Consider the following 18,071-nt stretch of genomic DNA (forward strand, 5'->3'; position numbering starts at 1 on the left):
GCTAATTATCAGTTTGACTGGAATTGGGCTGCGAACTAAACCGAGAGTTAATTCGCAAAGATTCCCCATCTCTGGAAACATCAAATGTCAGAGGTGTGGGATTTTGACGCAAGCGAATTGCGCCTTCATCTGCTAGATTTGATGCAGGATATTTTTTCATTAACTCTTTGACAGCACTAATTCTCTCCATGAAAGATGGATGACTACTATTATTATCATCAACATAAGGTCCACGTGCCATGAGATTGAAAATTCGCAATGCACCTTTTGGATCGTAGCCAGCCCGTACCATATACATATAGCCAAATTTATCAGCTTCCAACTCTTGCTGGCGACTCAATTTTTTAACTGCGCTTTCAAGTTGTTCTCGTTTTTCAGTCAAGATTTCTTGTTTGATTAGCTCAAGTTTATCAGCATCTGGCTTTCCTTGGCAGTTGAGAACACGATATTCTGAGCTAGCTAAGGATGTATTTTGTGCATTATCTTCTTTTTTACACAATGATTTTCTGCGACGATTGGTATTTTGATAAGCATGGAATTTTTTCGTTTCTGTGGCGATTAAATTTTGCACTTCCGTATCTGCTTCTGCTTGCAATCTTTTCGCCAACTTCTCTTCAAAAGCAGTGAGATTGTAAGTATGAAGTTGTGTGTGGTGAGCTATTTCATGACCAATAATGAAAGCAATAGCGGCTTGATCACCAGCTACTTTGTCGAGCAAACCTTTGAGAATGATAATTTGGTTAAGATCCCTAGCAAAAGCATTATCATCATAGTCTTCTTCTATTTTAATTCGCCAGGGATATTCATCAAGTCCATTAGCCCGAATAATTCTTTCGGCGATTGGATAAATCGACTTTTCATCGGCAATTACTTCTTGATCTGATTCAGATGAGCTTTGAGTCTGGGTTGCTGTTGGTGGTGCGCTCAATACAAGACTTGGGTATGTAAATAATGACAGGAGGCTGGCGCTAATAACTAAAGTTTTGCGAATAAATTTTTGCTTTGTTGGAGATGACATAATAATAATCCTCTATTTGGTATTGCACTAGATTGGAGTATTAGACTTCTTGCATAAATCTTTTCGTGTTGTTTAGTATTGGCGTTAAGAGCTTCACACAAAGACGCAAAGAAGAACACGAAAATTAACACTTGTGCAAGAGGTCTATTCTTTAAGAGTGAGGAGTAGCATCAAGTCCAAAAAATATATTTTCAATATGGTAATTTCAGGCAATTCTCCTACTCTCATGGCTTCAAAGTTTTAATAAGTCTCACTTGGAGGTGCAAAATTCTTAAGTTTATCAAAATTTTTTGGAGTGAGACTTATTGGTTGAGCAATTAATAAATTACTTCAATTTGAGTAACCAATTTACTCTGGATAAACGCGGAAAGAATCAAAGAAATTAACAGATTCGGTGGTTAACTCATCTGGTGTTAAAGCTCCCATAAAGTAAAGGCGTTGGTTGACGACAAATGCGCGATATTGTCCTAAACTACCGTCAGAGTGTTGCATTAGTAGCTCTAATCCTGGATAATTATCAATTTCAAGATTGGTACTTTTAATCACCTTGCCGGTCAAACCAATGGTTTCTCGCATTGCACTTTGCAAGATTTGCCGAATCTGTGGAATCGGGATTCTGGAGGCTTCGGGAAAATCTGTATTAATCATCGTGTAAACAGTTTTATTGGAGCTTACAGATGTCAATTCATAAATTTCATTTTTGGTGATGATTCCTGGCATCATAATTTCAAAATCGCGATTTGGTCCGATGTAAGTATCATTGAGAGCAATCTGATTTTTATTCAGCAACGTTAAATTATCTGGATATTTTTGATTGCTATCTAGCGCTGTTGCTGAGTTCTGTATTCCTACAGGTATGGCGACAAACATGATAAGATTAATCAGAGTAGGTAGCATCTTGTTAAGTTGCATCACTTCTTCTCCTTTGCTGTCTGAATTGTGTAGATTTTTATTGCAACAAAATTCTATGTCTGCAATGTCCTGTGTAGTTCAAGCAAAACTAATAAACTGCTATTTGTTACCAGCAAGATTAGGAAACCTCTATGTTGGTAGAGTAGCGAAAACAAGAAGTAGTTTGCAAGCTGCAAATAAGACTCATAATTGCTCACAAAAAAGCTCACTTATGGCTCAGTAAAAAGTTCAGTTAAGCTAGAGTAAGTCTTGTGTACAAATTGCTAGTTTTAGCGATCGCCAAAAAGCAGAAGCCTTTGCTAGAGAAGTCGGCGGCGAAGTTGGCGAACCTAACTCTAAACAGCAGCCATAGAACCTGCATTGATTTACGCCAACCTTTACTAGCGTCAGATATCAATAAGGAACGTTAACACGTTGGTCACAAATGCGTTAACGTTCTCTATGGATGAGGTAACGTTAATAACAAACCTTAAAGCGTTGGTCACAAATGCGTTAACGTTCTCTATGGATGAGGTAACGTTAATAACAAACCTTAAAGCGTTGGTCACAAATGCGTTAACGTTCTCTATGGATGGCTTGTCGTAGACATCGCACCCTTGACCAAAGTTACTGTACTTTCTACACCAGATGCCTTGTGGTGATGGCTCTCTAGCCCGCTACGAGTGTAGCTTACTCAAATGAAATCCGCTGTATCTGGCACGATTTGCGATCGCCCCCGATCCTCTACCAGCAGCCGATCGCAGCAAATGCTTTTAACTGTGCCAACATTACTGTACTTTTGAAACCAAGGGCGATCGCATCTTTGAATCTTACCCGAAATTGTTGAGCGCGATCGCTGGTATCTATCGCTTGAATGCGCTACAATAATATAGAACAAATGTATTTGTATCTAATGTTATCTTCCTATACTCACTGACTTTTCCCTTGTTCATTTGGGCATTTCAGATTTCAATTCAGCAACAGTAAAAATTATTTCTCCTCTACCCTTACACCCATTTTGAATAGAGATGAGCAATTTTCATCAACATGGAACAGGAGATGCAACCGATAGCAGCCAGAATCAGCAATACGCCTCGTTGATAGAGGAATTAGATTTGATGATTCGGGCAAGGTATCCATTATTATATGTGATTTCCGTAGAAGAAGAACCTGTAGAAGAAGTGCTGCGGCAAGTTGCATCCCGTTCTGCGCCCCAACGACAGGTATTATTTTGGGATATTGTGCGGGGTTGGAGTGACAATGGTGCAGATAAGGGTTCGGTGATGGCTGCATTAGCACGGATTGGCAAAGCTGATGGACAAACACCTGCAATGTTTGTACTGCGGGATTTGCATCCATTTATCAAAAATCCGACTAACGACAGGAACGCACCTATAGTTAGGGAGTTACGCAACTTGACGCGGGAGTTAAAGCGATCGCGGAAAGTTATCATTACCACCAGTCATACTTTAGAACTTCCCGACGAGTTACTGCAAGAGGTGACAGTGGTTGATTTTCCCTTACCTAGTGTGAGCGAAATCAATCATTTGATTGCACAGTTAGTAGTACCAGATAAATTAAATGTAGCCGGCTTGGCGCGGGAACAGTTAGTTAAAGCCTGCCAAGGTTTAAGCCGCACTCGGATTTCTCGGGTGTTAGCCAAAGCCTTAGCAGCTAAACAGCAGGTAAACGAGTCTGACATTGACGGTGTGTTAGCAGAAAAGAAGCAAGCAATCCGCCAAACCGGGATTTTAGAATTTTTCACACCCCAAGAATCACTCAAACGAGTTGGGGGATTAGATCAACTCAAACAGTGGGTACTGATGCGACAGGATGCTTTTACCGAAGAAGCCAGACGCTACGGTATTCCTAACCCCAAAGGGATGTTGCTGGTGGGGATACAGGGAACAGGTAAATCCCTCTCCGCCAAAACCATAGCCCATGAATGGCGCTTACCTTTGTTGAGATTAGATTCCGGGCGGTTATTTGGTGGGATTGTTGGGGAAAGCGAAAGCCGGGTACGCCAAATGATTCAGCTAACCGAAGCAATGGCACCTTGCGTATTGTGGATTGATGAAATTGACAAAGCCTTTGGTAATATTACCAGTGGGATTGATGGGGATTCGGGAACATCGCGCCGGGTGTTTGGCAGTTTAATTACCTGGATGCAAGAGAAAACTAGTCCAGTATTTATTGTCGCCACCGCCAATAATGTGCAAATATTACCAGCCGAGTTGTTACGTAAAGGAAGATTTGATGAGATATTCTTTTTGAATTTACCTAACGAAGTCGAACGCAAAGAGATATTTAAAGTACATTTGCAACGGTTACGCCCCAATCGCCTGCGAGAATTCAACTTAGCTTTGTTAGCGCAAAAAACTGCTAACTTCAGCGGTGCGGAAATTGAGCAAGTAATAGTTGATGCCATGCACCAAGCATTTTCCACAAGGATTGAAGGACAGCGGCGAGACTTCAATACAGAAGATATTTTACAGGCTGTTGGGCAGACAGTGCCCTTAGCTGCGATCGCCCGCGATCAAATTGAAGCCTTAAAGCAATGGGCTGCTGAAGCAGGCGCCAGGGCGGCTTCTAATGATATCCAATTAGTAGAGGAATTAAAACAATACTCAAACCAACAAGACATAGGGCCTTTAGAAGTTGATTAAAATAGAAAAACTTTGCGGTTCTTTTTTTATCCAAAATCTCAAACACAAAATCATTTATGTCACATTTCACAACTATCAAAGTTCAAATCAAACGCGGTGAAATTCTCCATGAAGTTTTGCAAGAATTGGGCTATAAAGTTGAGTGCAACACCAATGTACGCGGCTATCAAGGTAATACAACTCAAGCTGAGTATGTAATTCGGCAGAAAAACGGTTATGACTTGGGTTTTCGCCGCAGTGGTGAAAATTACGAAATAGTTGCAGACTTTTGGGGAGCGAAAATTAATCAACAGCAGTTTGTTAACTCCATCAGTCAAAAATATGCTCATAAAACCTTGATGGCAACAGTGCAAGAACAAGGCTTTAATGTTGAGGATGAAGAAGTATTAGCAGATGGAACAGTCCGAGTAGTTGTAGGGCGTTGGGTATAAAAAATTGTGTGTGCTGGGCATCTTGCCCAGCCTAGATATTAAGTTATTCATTACCAAAATATGTCACACTTTACCAGCATCAAAACTCAAATTAAGAATACAGACGCATTAATAAAAGCTTTGGCAGATATCGGCTTTAAAAATGTTGAATATCACGAAACAGCCCAGCACCTATATGGTTATCAAGGTGATGTGCGTCCTGAGAGTGCGGAAGTGATTATTCGCAAAAAATATATTGGTTCTATGAGTAATGATATCGGCTTTCAGCGTCAAGACAATGGCGAATTTAAAGCGATTATCTCCGAGTATGATCGAAGAAAATACGATCAACCGTGGTTAAATAAATTGATGCAGCGCTATGGTTATCACACTTTGATGGCATCAGCACAGGAACAAGGGTTTACGATTGAAGAAGATGAAATCATGGAAGATGGAACAGTTAGGGTTGTGGTAGCAAGGTGGGCATAATTTAGACTGAATAAAAACCTCACCCACCCAGCCTCCCTCTCCTACAAGGAGAGGGAGGAGTAACTAAAAATTGATTGGGATTATTTGGTATCATTTTCTTCCTCGATACTAATACCAGTGTTCCCAATTGAGGAAATGCGATCGCACTTATTTAGAATCACATCTATATCTTATTCTATGGAACCCGCCATACTTGAATTAATTTCCTAGTGTAACTGACAATAGTCTGTCCATCTGGGCTAATAGCAACACTGGTTGCATCATAAGGAAGTTCAGCAAGTAATTCTTTTGTCTGGAAATTCCAGATTTTAATACCACCGCCACAATTAACAAAGATTTTTCCATCTGCGTTGAAAGTTAAAAAGCTCAAGTTTCCATTAGGAAGAAATGATTTATAAGTTTCTTCACCATTTCTCAAATCCCATATTCTGACGCATCTTGGCAAATTATCATCGCCAGTTATTAAAGTTTTTCCATCAGGACTAATAGATAACGATACAATATTAGCATCATAGCCACTCCCATCATACCCTTTTAATGTGTAAATTTCAGTTCCATTTCTTAAATCCCACACTTTAATATTTTCATAATAACTAGCACTTGCTAATATTTTTGTATCTGCATGAACAGCGACGGAAGTTATATATTTTAAATGCCCTTTGAGAATGTAAATATTTTGTGCTGTGTCTAAATCCCAGATGAGAATATTACCAGCTTCATTACCGCTAGCTAAGATTTTGCCATCAGAACTCAGAGCAATAGCAGTAATAATATTTCGCTTTCTGTTCTCCCATACTGCTTGTCCGCTAATAACATGAGTTAATTGCTCAGTATTAAGATTCCAAATTTCAGTTCTAATAGTACTATCATGCTGAGAACCACCTATCGCTAAAGTTTGAGCATCGAAACTGAAAGTTAAATGTGTTGGGTGGTCATTCATTCTCGTACCAAACTTTTTATAGACAGCGCGAAGCTTTTTTCCTGTTTTCAAATCCCATTTTTTAAAGTCTATATAAGTCCCACCGATAATACTGCCATCGCTTTGAGGTTCTTCATAAGAACTACCACCAGTATCGCAACACACTAGGGTTTTGCCATCGGGATGAATGGCGATCGCAGCATCATTCCTATTAAGTTCAATTGTATAAATACACTCAAAAAAACGATAGGGATTAAATTCTAATATTGCTTGTTTTACTTTTAATTCTGGGATATCTCGCAATAATTTATATGCTGCTAGTTGTACCCGTTGCGATGGATCTTTTAAAGCCTGAATTACTAAATCCCATCCTTCCTGTCTATGGTGAATGAGTTGGGAAAGTCCTAAAATGCGGCCATTTTCATCACTGCTAGCGAAACGCTGTTTTGCACCTTCCAATCCGCCTAAAACTAAACCATCAACTGGCGGAGAATTTTGTCCACCAAGTACTGCATCATATTCTCTGGGTTGATTGGTATTTTCTGGCATCGCTTTTTACCTGGGGCTAATATCAGTGTTCCCAAATTTAGGCTATTTTGCAGCTGGCTAATTTCTCGGCGATCGCAGACAGGGTTCTGCAACCTGTCCAAAAGTCACCTAATCCCCAACCCATAAATGCACCACCACGGGGTAAGTGTCCGACGTTAGCACTCAAATCGAATTTTAAATCATTCCAATATCGCCAAGCACCTTGAGAAAACCATCCCACACCTTTACCAAAGCGACACCAAGCTTCCCAATCAGGATTGGATGTACCGCCAACATTTTGCCAGATATGGGTTTGGACAACAAAGCCAAAGCGCCCGTTGCTATATTTTTGCCAGAGAGTTTCAATGGTGCTTAAGTCTGCACAGGGGAATTGTTCAATGTTTGATGGATCTAAAAATCCTGCTTGTGCGCGATCGCATACCTGTAGCATAATCGTTGCAGTTTCTTTGTCTGCATCTTGCCAGTTTTCAGATGCGAGTAAATTCTGCAAATGACTGTAGTCTACACCAACCGCAGAGATTAATGGGCGATCGCTGTGTAGATGGGATTGTACTTTTGCTAATGCTTGTTGTCCCAGCAGTGATGATACTGTTAATTGCACCTTTTCAGATTCGGGATTGACAATCTCAAACACCAACTTTGTACCAGCTTCACCATACTTTAAGGCTTCTGCAACAGCGAAAATTTGTTGTTCTACAGATGTGGCGCTAATCAACCGCCGTTTAACACCTGCAATACCACCTAAAACCACACCATCTTTTGGCGGCGGTACTTGTCCACCAAGTACTGCATCATATTCTCGCGGTTGATTGAAATTTTCTGACATTGCTGTTTTTATTTGGAAAATGCTTGCAATTTATCAATACAGCCCTGCTTTACTGCTTCGATTAAAATAGATTTTTCACCTCTTCGTTTAAAGTAAAGTCCTGCATAATTACGTTGTATCTGCGTGCCGTTGAATAGGTAATATCGAATTCGGTCTTTACCTTCATGAGTATTGACTAAACCCAGTGTATAGTCAACTAACTTACAAGTGGCACTAGTGCGATCGCTTTCCAAATTATCCATCAGTGTATCAACATCGGACACTCCGCCAGTACGCGCCATCGCCACGAAAGCATCATATCTGTCAATTTTATTACCATACTCCTGAAGTATTTCTTGTACTATAGGTTCTTGTCGAGTAGCTAATAGTGCATAAGCTGCTTGGCGTACTTTCCATAATTTATCTTCTAACGCCCAGATTAGCAATTCCAAACCAGCTTCGCCATACTTCAGCGCTTCTTCTAAAGCAGCGATTTTTTGTTCAACTACCGGATTTGCCAAGCGTCTTTTAACACCTTCCAGCCCTCCTAAGACTACAGCTACCGGGAGGGGCTTTTTCTTGACCACCAAGGACAGCATCATAAACTCTGGGGCGATTGGTATTTTCTTTCATCAGGTTTTTACTTTTGAGCCTACTACTTAGTATTCCCAATCGCATACTTTAAGTGAATGTATAAATGTAGTGCGATCGCTGTAATCACTTAATTTAAGAACTACTACTTTTAGAACTGATTTTACTCTGGATCGGGTAATCCCCAAACTTTAACAGTCGTGTCTTGACTACAACTAACAATCCTCTTACCATCTGGGCTAATGGCTACACAAAAAACACAAGATGTATGCCCTTTGAGAGTTTTTTTAAATCCTGTATTTAAATCCCATACTTTGATAGTTTTGTCATAGCAACCACTAACAATTGTTTGCGCATCAGGGCTGAAGACAACGGAGTAAGCGCCAGATGAATCTGATAGGCTGCGTAGAAATCTACGCTTTTCAAGCGGCTTTTAACACCTTCCAGTCCCCCTAAAATTACGCTGCCAATTGGGGCAGAATTTTGCGTTCCTAAAACAACATCATATTGTTTAGGTTTGTTCTGTTTCTTTGCCATTGGATTTTTACCAATCTACTAATAGTAGTATTTCCACTTTTTTTACGCTTGTTTTTTAAATAAACCGCCTTCGCGCAGCGTCTCGCAGAGAAGACGCAGAGTCCGCAAAGAAAAGATTATTTGAGTTTAGCGATCGCACTTTTATTTACTAACATCTTCCCCGTTAGTAAATCTTTGACTGTGACTACTAATACCCGTTGTTCGTTGACTTCAAATTGTGCTTGAATTCGGTCTATGCCTGTTTGTCCAGGGGGTTCGAGATGGGCAACACATACTTGTTGATGATGGGTTTCTAAAGAACGATAGCTATCTTGTTTTACTAATTGGCTACTCGTCATTCTTCCTTGCGCATCATAAGCAACTTCTGCTTGGGAAACTTCTGCAACTTCGCCAATATCGAGGCGAATTTCTCGCTGTCCATCGCTGGCTACTTGCAAAGTTAAAGCTTCTGAACGCGCCCCTGGATATTTTGCTCCTTTGGCAATCAAAGTTAAAAAAGAATAACTTTTACTGTGGGGTTCCCAAAGCCGAATTGCGTAACTGTGGCGCAGGTAATCATCGACTGCTGTCATTTCGCCTAAAGCTAATGCGCCATGTGCGACGGCTTCAAAAGGTTTATCTAACTTTACTTTTTGTCGTCCAAAATAGGAAATTACTAGTTGTTGAATTGCGGGAATCTGACAAGTACCGCCGACTAATAAAACCTGTTCAATAGCAGATTTACCGATTCCTTTGGAAAGTGCGATCGCTAATACTTCATCTAGTGTTTCTCTTAACTGTTCTAATAATTGTTGATTTTCTAATATCTCGCCTAACTCGTCCCGATGTAAATGCAATTCATGGGACATAAAATTTTCATCATCAAACCAAGATTCTTTCGCTTCATTGGTTGTCGAAAGTTGAATTTTCACCCTTTCTGCTACTTCCAATAAATTCATAAAACCGATTTCTCCCACTTCGCTACGAGAGGAACCGATTCTATGTAAATAATGTTCCACAATCCAAGTATCGATATCTACGCCGCCAATAAAAGCATCAGATTTAGCAATTACTTCTGCACGTACTGCTTGTTGTTCGGATGCAACACTCACAGTTCGGACTAAACTTAAATCCAAAGTTCCGCCGCCAAAATCGACCACCAAAACCAGAGTACCAGGACGCTTGACGGCATAACCAAGGGCTGCGGCTGTGGATTCATCGACAATTTGCACGGCGGGAATATTGAGTTTATCGCCTAAGTTGCGGAACCAGTCAAGATATCGTTCAAATGCACCTACCGGGACTGTAAAGATAACGTTTGTTGGTTGTAATTGCTGTTCAATCTGTTGCCAAATTTCTTTAACAAACAGTTCTGAAACTATCTCTGCACTATAACTATTACCATCCAACTGCCTCGGAGGCGGCACAAAATCTGCTGCCAAATCCCGTTTAAAAGCGCGAAAACAGCGTTCCGGCTGGACAAACCCCAAGCGTTTAGCCCGTACAGACTCACCAAACAAAATGCGATCGCGCCCTTCCACAAACACCAAACTCGGTACTACACTAACTTGTTCAGCCCCCACCTCAAACCGCCGCGACATCGAATCAAATCGCAACGTCCGTGGTTTTTGCGTAATCAAATCAGTCGTACAAACAACAGTATTACTCGTACCAAAATCAATTATTACTGTGGTCATTTGTCAATAGTCATTTGTCATTTGTCATTGGTCATTTGTCATATACAATTTCTCCGCGTCCCAACCTCTCCTTGTCCTCCTTGTCCTCCTTGTCCTCCTTGTCCCCCTTGTCTCCCTTGTCCGCTACCTCCCCCCTCCGGGTAAAGTCCGACTAACCTTGGCTGGACAAAGAATCCGTCCTTGATGCTGATAACCGACAAATCGGATATAAACTAACTCATCTTCAGCAATATCAGCAGTGTCGGGTTGATGAATTTGCGGATTGTAAGGTACTTGTTCCCAAGGTTTACCAATCTGTTCGTAACCCCATTTATTTAAGAGGTTATCTAGAGGCGTAAACATGGAAAGCAAGTTTTTCGCCGGTAATTCTGGTTTAACACTCACCATTTGGTGAATGCTGGGATAGTTTGTCAGCAATGTCTGCAATTGTTCAAATGTGGAAACGCGAAATTCCTCTGTCAGTTGAACTTGCTGCTGTTGCAATTCTTCATGCAATCGCACACCTTCCTGGTGCAGTGCTTCTTTTGCGGAAATAAGCTGGTATACTTTTTGCTCTAATTCCAAGCATTTTTCCTGAAATGCTTGGATTTCATCTTCTAGTAGTTTAATTTGCAATTTACTGTCGAGTTTTCGGGTTTTCGCAGCGCTAATTGCTGGAATCATCAACAGTGGCGCAAAAATTGCGATCGCCATTACCAAAAAGCTTCTTAGAGAAAACATTCCTATTCCCTCAATATCTGATAGGATGTCTGCAAGCATTTACATCCCTCCTATTTTTGCTTGAGAGACTGTTGTTCTGTTCCTGTCTCATTTTCTTCTCCCTCGTAATATTCAGGAAGCAGTTCTTGATTTTCTACCTCTCCTAAAGCATCTTCAATTCCAGATGTTGTGTTCGTACAACTTGCACCAGAAGCACCAATTACGGTTTCCGTAATTTTGCCATCTTTACCAATGCGATACTCGATTTTTTGATACTCTGCCATAAGTAAAATTACAATATTTTTCCGGTTTTTACAGCGATACACAATTACTTGGTTGTATCACTTTTGCCAGCAAACAGCAATTAACAGCTAGAACCAGCATAAACAAACATATAAAAGCTTTTGCTAATATACTAAAACAAATGTACTATAGTCAATGAAATTCACAAACAATTCGCATTTTTGCTGTGTGGTCAGGATTTCAGTCTTGACTACTGGATAAGCGCTGCGGTAACTGTTGAAGTTGGCGCTTAACCAAAATTTATGTACTGATACATACAGCTTGATGTATGTATATTCCGAATTGGGAATTCTAATTAAGAATCAAAAGGTAAAGCGCCATGACAGACAAGCAAAATCAACCGAGAGATTATGACGCAGTTTTAGGAGGACAATCTCCACCGCCTGTGTATGGAGTAGTTTTGGGAGGAATTGAAGGAGTTAAAAATTGTTTATCAAGTCCTGTAATTGAAGTGCGAATTGCTGCACTTAGCGAAGCCTTGAAATATGGTGACGCAGGGTTGGATGTAGTCAGACAAGCGTTGCAAGATGAATCAAAATTAGTGCGGCGTTTTGCTTATCGACTATTAAAGCAGAGAGTGGAACCGCAAATTATACAAGCTTTGCAAGCATATAAACCTTGGAACTTGGAAGAAAGATTAAATAAGTATCCAGGTTATCAGGGGATGAATGTTAGTCAATTTGCCAATCGGGAAGTTATAGATTTTGATTCAAATATAGGTATTATTGAACCTGTTAACAATGCTTACGCCCTCAGATGTGAGCATGATGACGAAGAAGAGGAAGATTTCACAACTAAATTTAATAGACTTCTTCAAGAACCCAACGCCGACAAATTACAAGCTTTAGTATTTGGCTTTTGGGGAGAAGCATACGAAAGAGATTCAAGTCGCATTATCGCAGCTTTAGTTCATGTCAAAGAATATTTACTTAATCTCAAAGCCATTTTTATGGGCGATATTACTTATAATGAATGCGAAATTTCTTGGATTAAACAAAGTGATATTAGTCCTATTTTACAAGCTTATCACCTACTCGAAATTTTACAAGTTCGTGGTGGGGATGGTTTACAATTTAGTCCACCATTGCGACACAATCACCTCAAAGCATTAATTGTAGAAACTGGTGGATTAAGTCGAAATACTGTTGCCCAAATTTGTAATATAGATCTGCCAGCATTAGAACATTTGGAATTATGGTTTGGTAATGAAAATTATGGCGGAGACTGTTGGGTTGAAGATATACATCCGATTATTTTTGAGGATAAATTTCCTAACTTAGATTATTTAGGATTACGCAATAGCCAATTTACCGATGAAATAGTCAATGATATTGTGAATTCTCCAATTATTAATTCTATTAGCGTACTTGACCTTTCGATGGGTACATTGAGCGATGCGGGCGCTGAAGCATTGCTGAATTGTCCGGCTATCAATTATCTTTATATTCTCAATGTTTCAGAGAGCTTTTTATCTGAAGAAATGATTGATAAATTATCTGCTTTGAATGTGCGTGTTTTAGCAAATAATCAGAAAAAAGAAGATGGAGATAACTACATCCACAGTCGCTATTGTTCTGTTTCTGAATAAATTTGTAGTGGGAGCATCTTGCTCCATAATGTCCAGAAAGCGGGCTATAATCCTGCACTAGAAAAAAATAAATTTACAGGAAATTTCAGATGAATAACAATTCAAATCAACCCGGAGAATTTGACGCAGTACTTGGTGGTAAAGCACAAAATCCAAATTATGCTGTAGTTTTGGGAGGAATTGAGGGAGTCAAAAATCGTCTAAATAGCGAAGATTATGAAGTGATATTTGCAGCACTTGAGGATGCGCTTAAATATGGTGATGCAGGAGTAGATTTGATTATTGAAGCGTTATATGACTCTTCAGAGCCAATACATGATTGTGCTGTTTATTTACTACGCAAAGCAGGTATTAAAGGAAAACAGGCATTACTTAATTATGACCCTTGGTTAGTGTTTACTACATTTAATAATTGGGGAGTTCGTTATTATGAAGGTAGGATACATGACACAAAAAATATAGCATATTATGTGCAAAGTAAAGGTACATTATCGCATTTGCTTAAAGAATCTAAAGCTAAGTCTATAGAAGCAATTAGATGCGAAATGTATTACAGAGAGCCAGATATTAAAACCGCTTTTAAAGATTTCACTGATACGCTGGTTAATGCTCGTGAATTACTGATAAACATGAAAGCTTTATTGATTGGCGATCGCTGCGAGTTAGATAATATTAAATATCAAGAATCAAATATAAATGTATGTAGCATTCATCCCCTGTTAAAAGCCTATCCTAATTTAGAATTACTTCACATACGCGGACGAATGGTTGAGGAAGATATTCTAAAACCTGAATTAAAGATAGTACAAGTTCGGAATAATCAAAATAATTCTAATATTCCTATCAAGCCGTTAAAACATGAAAGTCTAAGAACTCTGATTGTTGATGCTGATGGTATATCTGATGATAATCTTGTAAAAATTTGTCAATTAGATTTACCATCTCTAGAGTACTTTGAATTATGGCTAGATAGAAGCCATTTAAGCAATATTAATATTGATAGTTTAGCCCCTGTACTTTCAGGTGAGTCCTTCCCTAACTTAGCGTACTTAGCAATAAGACAATGTGGGAATATGAGTGAGGTTGCTAAGGCTATTGTTAATTCGCCGATTATGAAAAATTTGAAGATACTTGAGTTAACAGATGGAAATATAAGTAGTGGGGGTGCTATGACTTTGTTAAATTCTCCAGCGGTTAACCGCCTCCATACTCTCGATGTTTCTGCAAATCGTTTACATAACAATACAATTGAGCAACTTTCAAGCTTGAAATGTCGAGTAATTACAGATTCTCAGTTTAGCGATCGCTATTACTCAGTCTGGGAATAAACTAAGGACAAAATCAGCATTTGTCAATCTATCTAAGTAGCGAATATAACAATAGAGACAATATACATAGGCGTGATGCTTCGCAGATATCGTGTCTAAAATTCAGGACAACCCAAGATGAACAACAATCCAAATCTACCCAGAGAATATGATGCGGTGCTTGGTGGAGAACTACCTCCTCCGGTTAGCGGTGTGGTTTTAGGCGGAATTGAGGGGGTAAGAAGTCGATTGCAAAGTGGGGTGGTTAAGGCGCAGGTTGGGGCGCTTTCTGAGGCGTTGAATTATGGGGATGCTGGTTTAGAGATAGTGATTCAAGCCCTAGAGAATCAGTCAGGACAGGTGAGATTATCAGCTTATAATATTTTGCGATCTGCCGTAGGCGGCAGCGCTTCGCTATCGCGTCCTGAACCATCTGTAAAACAAGCACTGCAAAATTTTAATCCTTATGAATTTTTTCAGTGCATTCATACATTAAAAGCAGGTTACAAACAAGTTCATTCTGTAGCTATTAGCCCAGATAACAAAATTGTGGTATGTGGTGGAGGGGATAACAGCTACAACAGTATCATTGAGCCAAAAGTCTGGAATTTAGATACAGGAGAACAAAAATCTGATCTCAGGTTTCATCATACGGCTGATATTAATTGGGTGGCTATTAGTCCTGATGGACAAAGGATGATTAGCGCTGGTGCAGATCAAAACATAATGCTTTGGTATGTAAATACAAGTAGACATCTTGCCAAATTAAACAAACATTCAACTATAATTTATGCGCTGGCTATACATCCTGATGGAGAAACTTATTTTAGTGCAGATGGAAGTGGATATATCAAAATTTGGCGATGGAATTGGGGTGAAGAAATTGCTACTTTAGAAGGGCATTATCGCTCAATTTATGCTCTTTGTCTATCTCCTGATGGCAAGCTGTTAATCAGTGGTGGAGAAGATAGAACTATTAGAATTTGGAACTTGAATTCTCAACGAGAAATATGGAGTCTTCAAGGACATTCACAGTCAATTCGTTCTCTAGCAATTAGTCCTAATGGACGTTATTTAGTGAGTGGTAGTGACCAAAGAATCAAAATTTGGAATATGCAAACTGGAGAACAACTATTTTCTTTTTATGGTCATGGTGATTGGGTTCGTTCTATTGTATTTAGTCCAAATGGTCAAACTTTTTTGACTACTGGCGACCATAATATTAAAGTCTGGGATTTAGCTTCCGGGAAGAAAATCCTCACCTTTAGAGGTCATACAGAAGCTATTCGTTCATTGGCGCTGAGTTCTGATGGACAAACATTGGTCAGTGGTGGTGCAGATGGCGTAGTCAAAGTGTGGAGGTTTTAATGTCAGAAAATATTAATCAATTTTTTATCAAACTGGAAAACTGGAAATTCCAGCAATTTAATCCTCAAGTTGGTATTATCAACCCTGAAAATCATGCTTATGCAATTCGATTTTTACCTAAAAATCGCAGTAAGAGCATAAATTTAGAGCCTTTTCATGGTCTCTTGCAAGACCCTCAAGTTAATCAAATTCAAGCTTTGATTTGTCAAATAGGATATGAAAATTATTGTAACGAGAATGTCTGCTTTGGGATGGTTTTAGAAGCCCTGTGTGATGCTTGCGAAGAATTACCCAATCTTCAAGCATTATTTATAGGAGATGGAGAGCAACATGAATATCGCAAATCTAAACTGGCAGTTTTTGATATTCGTCCAATTTTAGAAGCATTTCCCAATTTACAATTGCTGAAAGTACGCGGTCAATTTCATGAATATCTTTTAGAGTGCGAATCTTTCAAGCATGAAAATCTCAAAACACTAATCATAGAAACAGCAGATATCGATGAGAAAAACTTTGCTCAAATTTGTGCTTTACAATTACCAAATCTAGAATGTTTAGAACTTTGGTTTGGTAGACAGCTACGTCATTCAAAATTTGTGATGGATCGGTTAACACCAATTTTTTTTGGTGAATCATTCCCAAACTTGGCTTATTTAGGACTTCGTAGCAGTGAATTTGCTGATTTACTTGCAGAGAATATAGTGCAGTCACCAATTATTGAACGCCTCTTAGAACTTGACTTATCAAAAGGTAATTTAAGCGATCGCGGCGCACGAGCTTTGTTAAAATGTCCAGCAATCAATCAGCTTCATACCTTCGATATTTCTAATAACTGCGTATCAGAAAGTATGGTTCAACGATTGTTAAAACTTAATTGTCAGGTGATTGCATATGAACAAGAAAGTGAGGTGGACAGAGGATGTGGTGCATCACGATACTCGGCTTTGCATGAGTAATATAGGAATCTGATTTAATTTTTGATTATTATAAATTAGCACTAGTCAACATGAACAACAATCCAAAACAACCAAGGGAATTTGACGCAGTAGTTGGGGGAAATGCACCTGATAATCGTGCGGTGCTAGGAGGGATTGCAGGAGTCAAGAGTCGTTTTAAGAGTGGAGTTTTTGATTTACAGGTTGCTGCACTTGCTGATGCATTAAATTATGGAAATACGGGTTTAGATTTGCTGATTGATGCATTGCAAGACTCCTCACATAAAATTCATAAAATTGCAGTTGAACTATTGCAAGAAACAGAAGGAAAAGGAAAGCAAGCGCTTTTAGGATGTCAGCTAGGGTTATTTTATACAACTTTAAATGATTGGAAAGCTGAAAAGTTTAATCCTCATACTGGTATCGCTAGTTCATCTGAGACAGCCTATATAGTAAATCTAGAGCAATTAAAGTTATTATTGCAAGACCCACAAGTTAATCAAATTGAAGCTTTAATTTGTTATTTATCTGGATACGACTCTTATTACAAAGCCAGTCAAGATTTTTATAGTTACGTTGATACTCTTTTTGAAGAACGTCATCAATTGACTAATCTTAAAGCTTTATATATAGGGGATTCTTGGGAATATTATCAAAAATCTTATATAGGTTTAGGAGACATAAGTTTAATATTGAAAGCTTATCCTAACTTAGAAGTACTGTATCTTCATGGTGGTTGTAACGAATTGGAATGTGAAAAACTACAACATAATAATTTGAAAAGTTTAATTATTAATGGAACAAATATTAGTGATGTAGCAATTTATCGCCTTTGCTCACTCGATTTACCAGCTTTAGAGTATTTTCAATTATGGATGGGTAGAATTTATGAACATAGTTCCGATCATACTATTGACAGCCTCAAACCAATTCTTTTTAGTGAATCATTTCCGAATTTAAGCTATTTAGGTTTACATAGTGATTATGCTGATGCAATAGCCGATGCGATCGCACAATCTTCTTTCATGGCTGAATCTCCCCTTCTCGCAACCCTGGAAGTACTAGATCTATCAATGGGAAACTTGACAGACACAGGTTTGAACGCTTTGATTGAATCTCAAGCAATTATTAATTTACATACTCTCAATATCGCTAACAATTATGTATCAGAAGAATTTATTCAGGAGATTAAACAATCATCCCTGATTGATTGTTTATTGATTGCTCATTCTCAAGAAAAGATATATGAAGGATATAGCCCTTCTCGCTATTCTTCGTTACACGAATAAAAGTTTTTACCTATAAATTAGGATTAGCCAA

Annotated in this window: 19 protein-coding genes; 9 read left to right on the forward strand and 10 right to left on the reverse strand. The window is 38.9% G+C overall.

Annotated features, from left to right (window positions below):
* Position 1 precedes the first annotated feature (1 nt).
* Positions 2-1,018, reverse strand: a complete 1,017-nt coding sequence (locus tag AACU32_RS19890) for a M48 family metallopeptidase (protein WP_096602572.1) — start codon at positions 1,016-1,018, stop codon at positions 2-4.
* 348 nt (positions 1,019-1,366) lie between these two features.
* On the reverse strand, positions 1,367-1,930 hold the full coding sequence (locus AACU32_RS19895) for a hypothetical protein (RefSeq protein WP_339378105.1): 564 nt from the start codon (positions 1,928-1,930) through the stop codon (positions 1,367-1,369).
* Between the two features lie 251 nt (positions 1,931-2,181).
* Here AACU32_RS19895 and AACU32_RS19900 point away from each other — a divergent pair, with 251 nt between their 5' ends.
* Positions 2,182-2,340 (forward strand): hypothetical protein, encoded by a 159-nt coding sequence (locus AACU32_RS19900; RefSeq protein WP_339378106.1) that lies wholly within the window; start codon positions 2,182-2,184, stop codon positions 2,338-2,340.
* Between the two features lie 263 nt (positions 2,341-2,603).
* Here AACU32_RS19900 and AACU32_RS19905 read toward each other — a convergent pair whose 3' ends face one another.
* Positions 2,604-2,807 carry a hypothetical protein gene (locus AACU32_RS19905; protein ID WP_339378107.1) on the reverse strand — a complete coding sequence of 68 codons (204 nt, stop codon included), beginning with the start codon at positions 2,805-2,807 and terminating at the stop codon, positions 2,604-2,606.
* A gap of 130 nt (positions 2,808-2,937) precedes the next feature.
* On the opposite strand from AACU32_RS19905, the gene AACU32_RS19910 reads away from it, so the two are divergent.
* The 3 genes from AACU32_RS19910 to AACU32_RS19920 are packed head-to-tail and all read left to right on the forward strand — an operon-like array spanning position 2,938 to position 5,474.
* Positions 2,938-4,575: an AAA family ATPase gene (locus tag AACU32_RS19910; protein WP_096602576.1), complete on the forward strand. Its 1,638-nt coding sequence runs from the start codon at positions 2,938-2,940 to the stop codon at positions 4,573-4,575.
* 56 nt (positions 4,576-4,631) lie between these two features.
* Entirely contained in the window at positions 4,632-5,006 is a 375-nt protein-coding gene (locus tag AACU32_RS19915) for a DUF1257 domain-containing protein (RefSeq protein WP_096602578.1), read from the forward strand.
* 60 nt (positions 5,007-5,066) lie between these two features.
* On the forward strand, positions 5,067-5,474 hold the full coding sequence (locus AACU32_RS19920) for a DUF1257 domain-containing protein (RefSeq protein ID WP_096602580.1): 408 nt from the start codon (positions 5,067-5,069) through the stop codon (positions 5,472-5,474).
* Positions 5,475-5,649: 175 nt separating this feature from the next.
* On the opposite strand, the gene AACU32_RS19925 is transcribed toward AACU32_RS19920, so the two are convergent.
* From AACU32_RS19925 to AACU32_RS19955, 7 genes are all read right to left on the reverse strand, one after another.
* Positions 5,650-6,942: a WD40 repeat domain-containing protein gene (locus AACU32_RS19925; RefSeq protein WP_096602582.1), complete on the reverse strand. Its 1,293-nt coding sequence runs from the start codon at positions 6,940-6,942 to the stop codon at positions 5,650-5,652.
* Between the two features lie 37 nt (positions 6,943-6,979).
* Positions 6,980-7,768, reverse strand: a complete 789-nt coding sequence (locus AACU32_RS19930) for a GUN4 domain-containing protein (RefSeq protein WP_096602584.1) — start codon at positions 7,766-7,768, stop codon at positions 6,980-6,982.
* An 8-nt stretch (positions 7,769-7,776) separates the two neighbouring features.
* Positions 7,777-8,349 carry a hypothetical protein gene (locus tag AACU32_RS19935; RefSeq protein ID WP_339378108.1) on the reverse strand — a complete coding sequence of 191 codons (573 nt, stop codon included), beginning with the start codon at positions 8,347-8,349 and terminating at the stop codon, positions 7,777-7,779.
* 152 nt (positions 8,350-8,501) lie between these two features.
* Positions 8,502-8,684: a WD40 repeat domain-containing protein gene (locus AACU32_RS40770; protein WP_445223230.1), complete on the reverse strand. Its 183-nt coding sequence runs from the start codon at positions 8,682-8,684 to the stop codon at positions 8,502-8,504.
* A 307-nt stretch (positions 8,685-8,991) separates the two neighbouring features.
* A complete protein-coding gene (locus AACU32_RS19945) occupies positions 8,992-10,551 on the reverse strand; it encodes an Hsp70 family protein (protein WP_096602590.1) in 1,560 nt (519 codons plus the stop codon).
* 123 nt (positions 10,552-10,674) lie between these two features.
* On the reverse strand, positions 10,675-11,310 hold the full coding sequence (locus AACU32_RS19950; RefSeq protein WP_339378109.1) for a hypothetical protein: 636 nt from the start codon (positions 11,308-11,310) through the stop codon (positions 10,675-10,677).
* Positions 11,311-11,321: 11 nt separating this feature from the next.
* On the reverse strand, positions 11,322-11,534 hold the full coding sequence (locus AACU32_RS19955) for a DUF2997 domain-containing protein (RefSeq protein ID WP_096602592.1): 213 nt from the start codon (positions 11,532-11,534) through the stop codon (positions 11,322-11,324).
* A gap of 338 nt (positions 11,535-11,872) precedes the next feature.
* Here AACU32_RS19955 and AACU32_RS19960 point away from each other — a divergent pair, with 338 nt between their 5' ends.
* The 5 genes from AACU32_RS19960 (at position 11,873) to AACU32_RS19980 (ending at position 18,040) form a co-directional block, all read left to right on the forward strand.
* A complete protein-coding gene (locus AACU32_RS19960; RefSeq protein ID WP_096602594.1) occupies positions 11,873-13,141 on the forward strand; it encodes an STM4015 family protein in 1,269 nt (422 codons plus the stop codon).
* Between the two features lie 89 nt (positions 13,142-13,230).
* Positions 13,231-14,469, forward strand: a complete 1,239-nt coding sequence (locus AACU32_RS19965) for a hypothetical protein (RefSeq protein ID WP_096602596.1) — start codon at positions 13,231-13,233, stop codon at positions 14,467-14,469.
* A 117-nt stretch (positions 14,470-14,586) separates the two neighbouring features.
* On the forward strand, positions 14,587-15,816 hold the full coding sequence (locus tag AACU32_RS19970; RefSeq protein ID WP_096602598.1) for a WD40 repeat domain-containing protein: 1,230 nt from the start codon (positions 14,587-14,589) through the stop codon (positions 15,814-15,816).
* Positions 15,816-16,772 carry a hypothetical protein gene (locus tag AACU32_RS19975; RefSeq protein ID WP_096602600.1) on the forward strand — a complete coding sequence of 319 codons (957 nt, stop codon included), beginning with the start codon at positions 15,816-15,818 and terminating at the stop codon, positions 16,770-16,772. The genes AACU32_RS19970 and AACU32_RS19975 overlap by 1 nt, the downstream gene beginning before the upstream one ends.
* A gap of 50 nt (positions 16,773-16,822) precedes the next feature.
* Complete coding sequence (locus AACU32_RS19980; RefSeq protein ID WP_096602602.1) at positions 16,823-18,040, forward strand: hypothetical protein; 1,218 nt, start codon at positions 16,823-16,825, stop codon at positions 18,038-18,040.
* Positions 18,041-18,071 lie beyond the last annotated feature (31 nt).

Origin of the sequence: Calothrix sp. NIES-2100 (assembly GCF_963875285.1) — a bacterium.
GTDB lineage: Bacteria > Cyanobacteriota > Cyanobacteriia > Cyanobacteriales > Nostocaceae > Aulosira.

Bases quoted from the DNA above. Each gene is read 5' to 3' on its own strand.
- AACU32_RS19890 (WP_096602572.1), bottom strand. From the start codon at position 1,018: ATGTCATCTCCAACAAAGCAAAAATTTATTCGCAAAACTTTAGTTATT.
- AACU32_RS19895 (WP_339378105.1), bottom strand. From the start codon at position 1,930: ATGCAACTTAACAAGATGCTACCTACTCTGATTAATCTTATCATGTTT.
- AACU32_RS19910 (WP_096602576.1), top strand. From the start codon at position 2,938: ATGAGCAATTTTCATCAACATGGAACAGGAGATGCAACCGATAGCAGC.
- AACU32_RS19915 (WP_096602578.1), top strand. From the start codon at position 4,632: ATGTCACATTTCACAACTATCAAAGTTCAAATCAAACGCGGTGAAATT.
- AACU32_RS19920 (WP_096602580.1), top strand. From the start codon at position 5,067: ATGTCACACTTTACCAGCATCAAAACTCAAATTAAGAATACAGACGCA.
- AACU32_RS19925 (WP_096602582.1), bottom strand. From the start codon at position 6,942: ATGCCAGAAAATACCAATCAACCCAGAGAATATGATGCAGTACTTGGT.
- AACU32_RS19930 (WP_096602584.1), bottom strand. From the start codon at position 7,768: ATGTCAGAAAATTTCAATCAACCGCGAGAATATGATGCAGTACTTGGT.
- AACU32_RS19935 (WP_339378108.1), bottom strand. From the start codon at position 8,349: ATGATGCTGTCCTTGGTGGTCAAGAAAAAGCCCCTCCCGGTAGCTGTA.
- AACU32_RS19945 (WP_096602590.1), bottom strand. From the start codon at position 10,551: ATGACCACAGTAATAATTGATTTTGGTACGAGTAATACTGTTGTTTGT.
- AACU32_RS19950 (WP_339378109.1), bottom strand. From the start codon at position 11,310: ATGCTTGCAGACATCCTATCAGATATTGAGGGAATAGGAATGTTTTCT.
- AACU32_RS19955 (WP_096602592.1), bottom strand. From the start codon at position 11,534: ATGGCAGAGTATCAAAAAATCGAGTATCGCATTGGTAAAGATGGCAAA.
- AACU32_RS19960 (WP_096602594.1), top strand. From the start codon at position 11,873: ATGACAGACAAGCAAAATCAACCGAGAGATTATGACGCAGTTTTAGGA.
- AACU32_RS19965 (WP_096602596.1), top strand. From the start codon at position 13,231: ATGAATAACAATTCAAATCAACCCGGAGAATTTGACGCAGTACTTGGT.
- AACU32_RS19970 (WP_096602598.1), top strand. From the start codon at position 14,587: ATGAACAACAATCCAAATCTACCCAGAGAATATGATGCGGTGCTTGGT.
- AACU32_RS19975 (WP_096602600.1), top strand. From the start codon at position 15,816: ATGTCAGAAAATATTAATCAATTTTTTATCAAACTGGAAAACTGGAAA.
- AACU32_RS19980 (WP_096602602.1), top strand. From the start codon at position 16,823: ATGAACAACAATCCAAAACAACCAAGGGAATTTGACGCAGTAGTTGGG.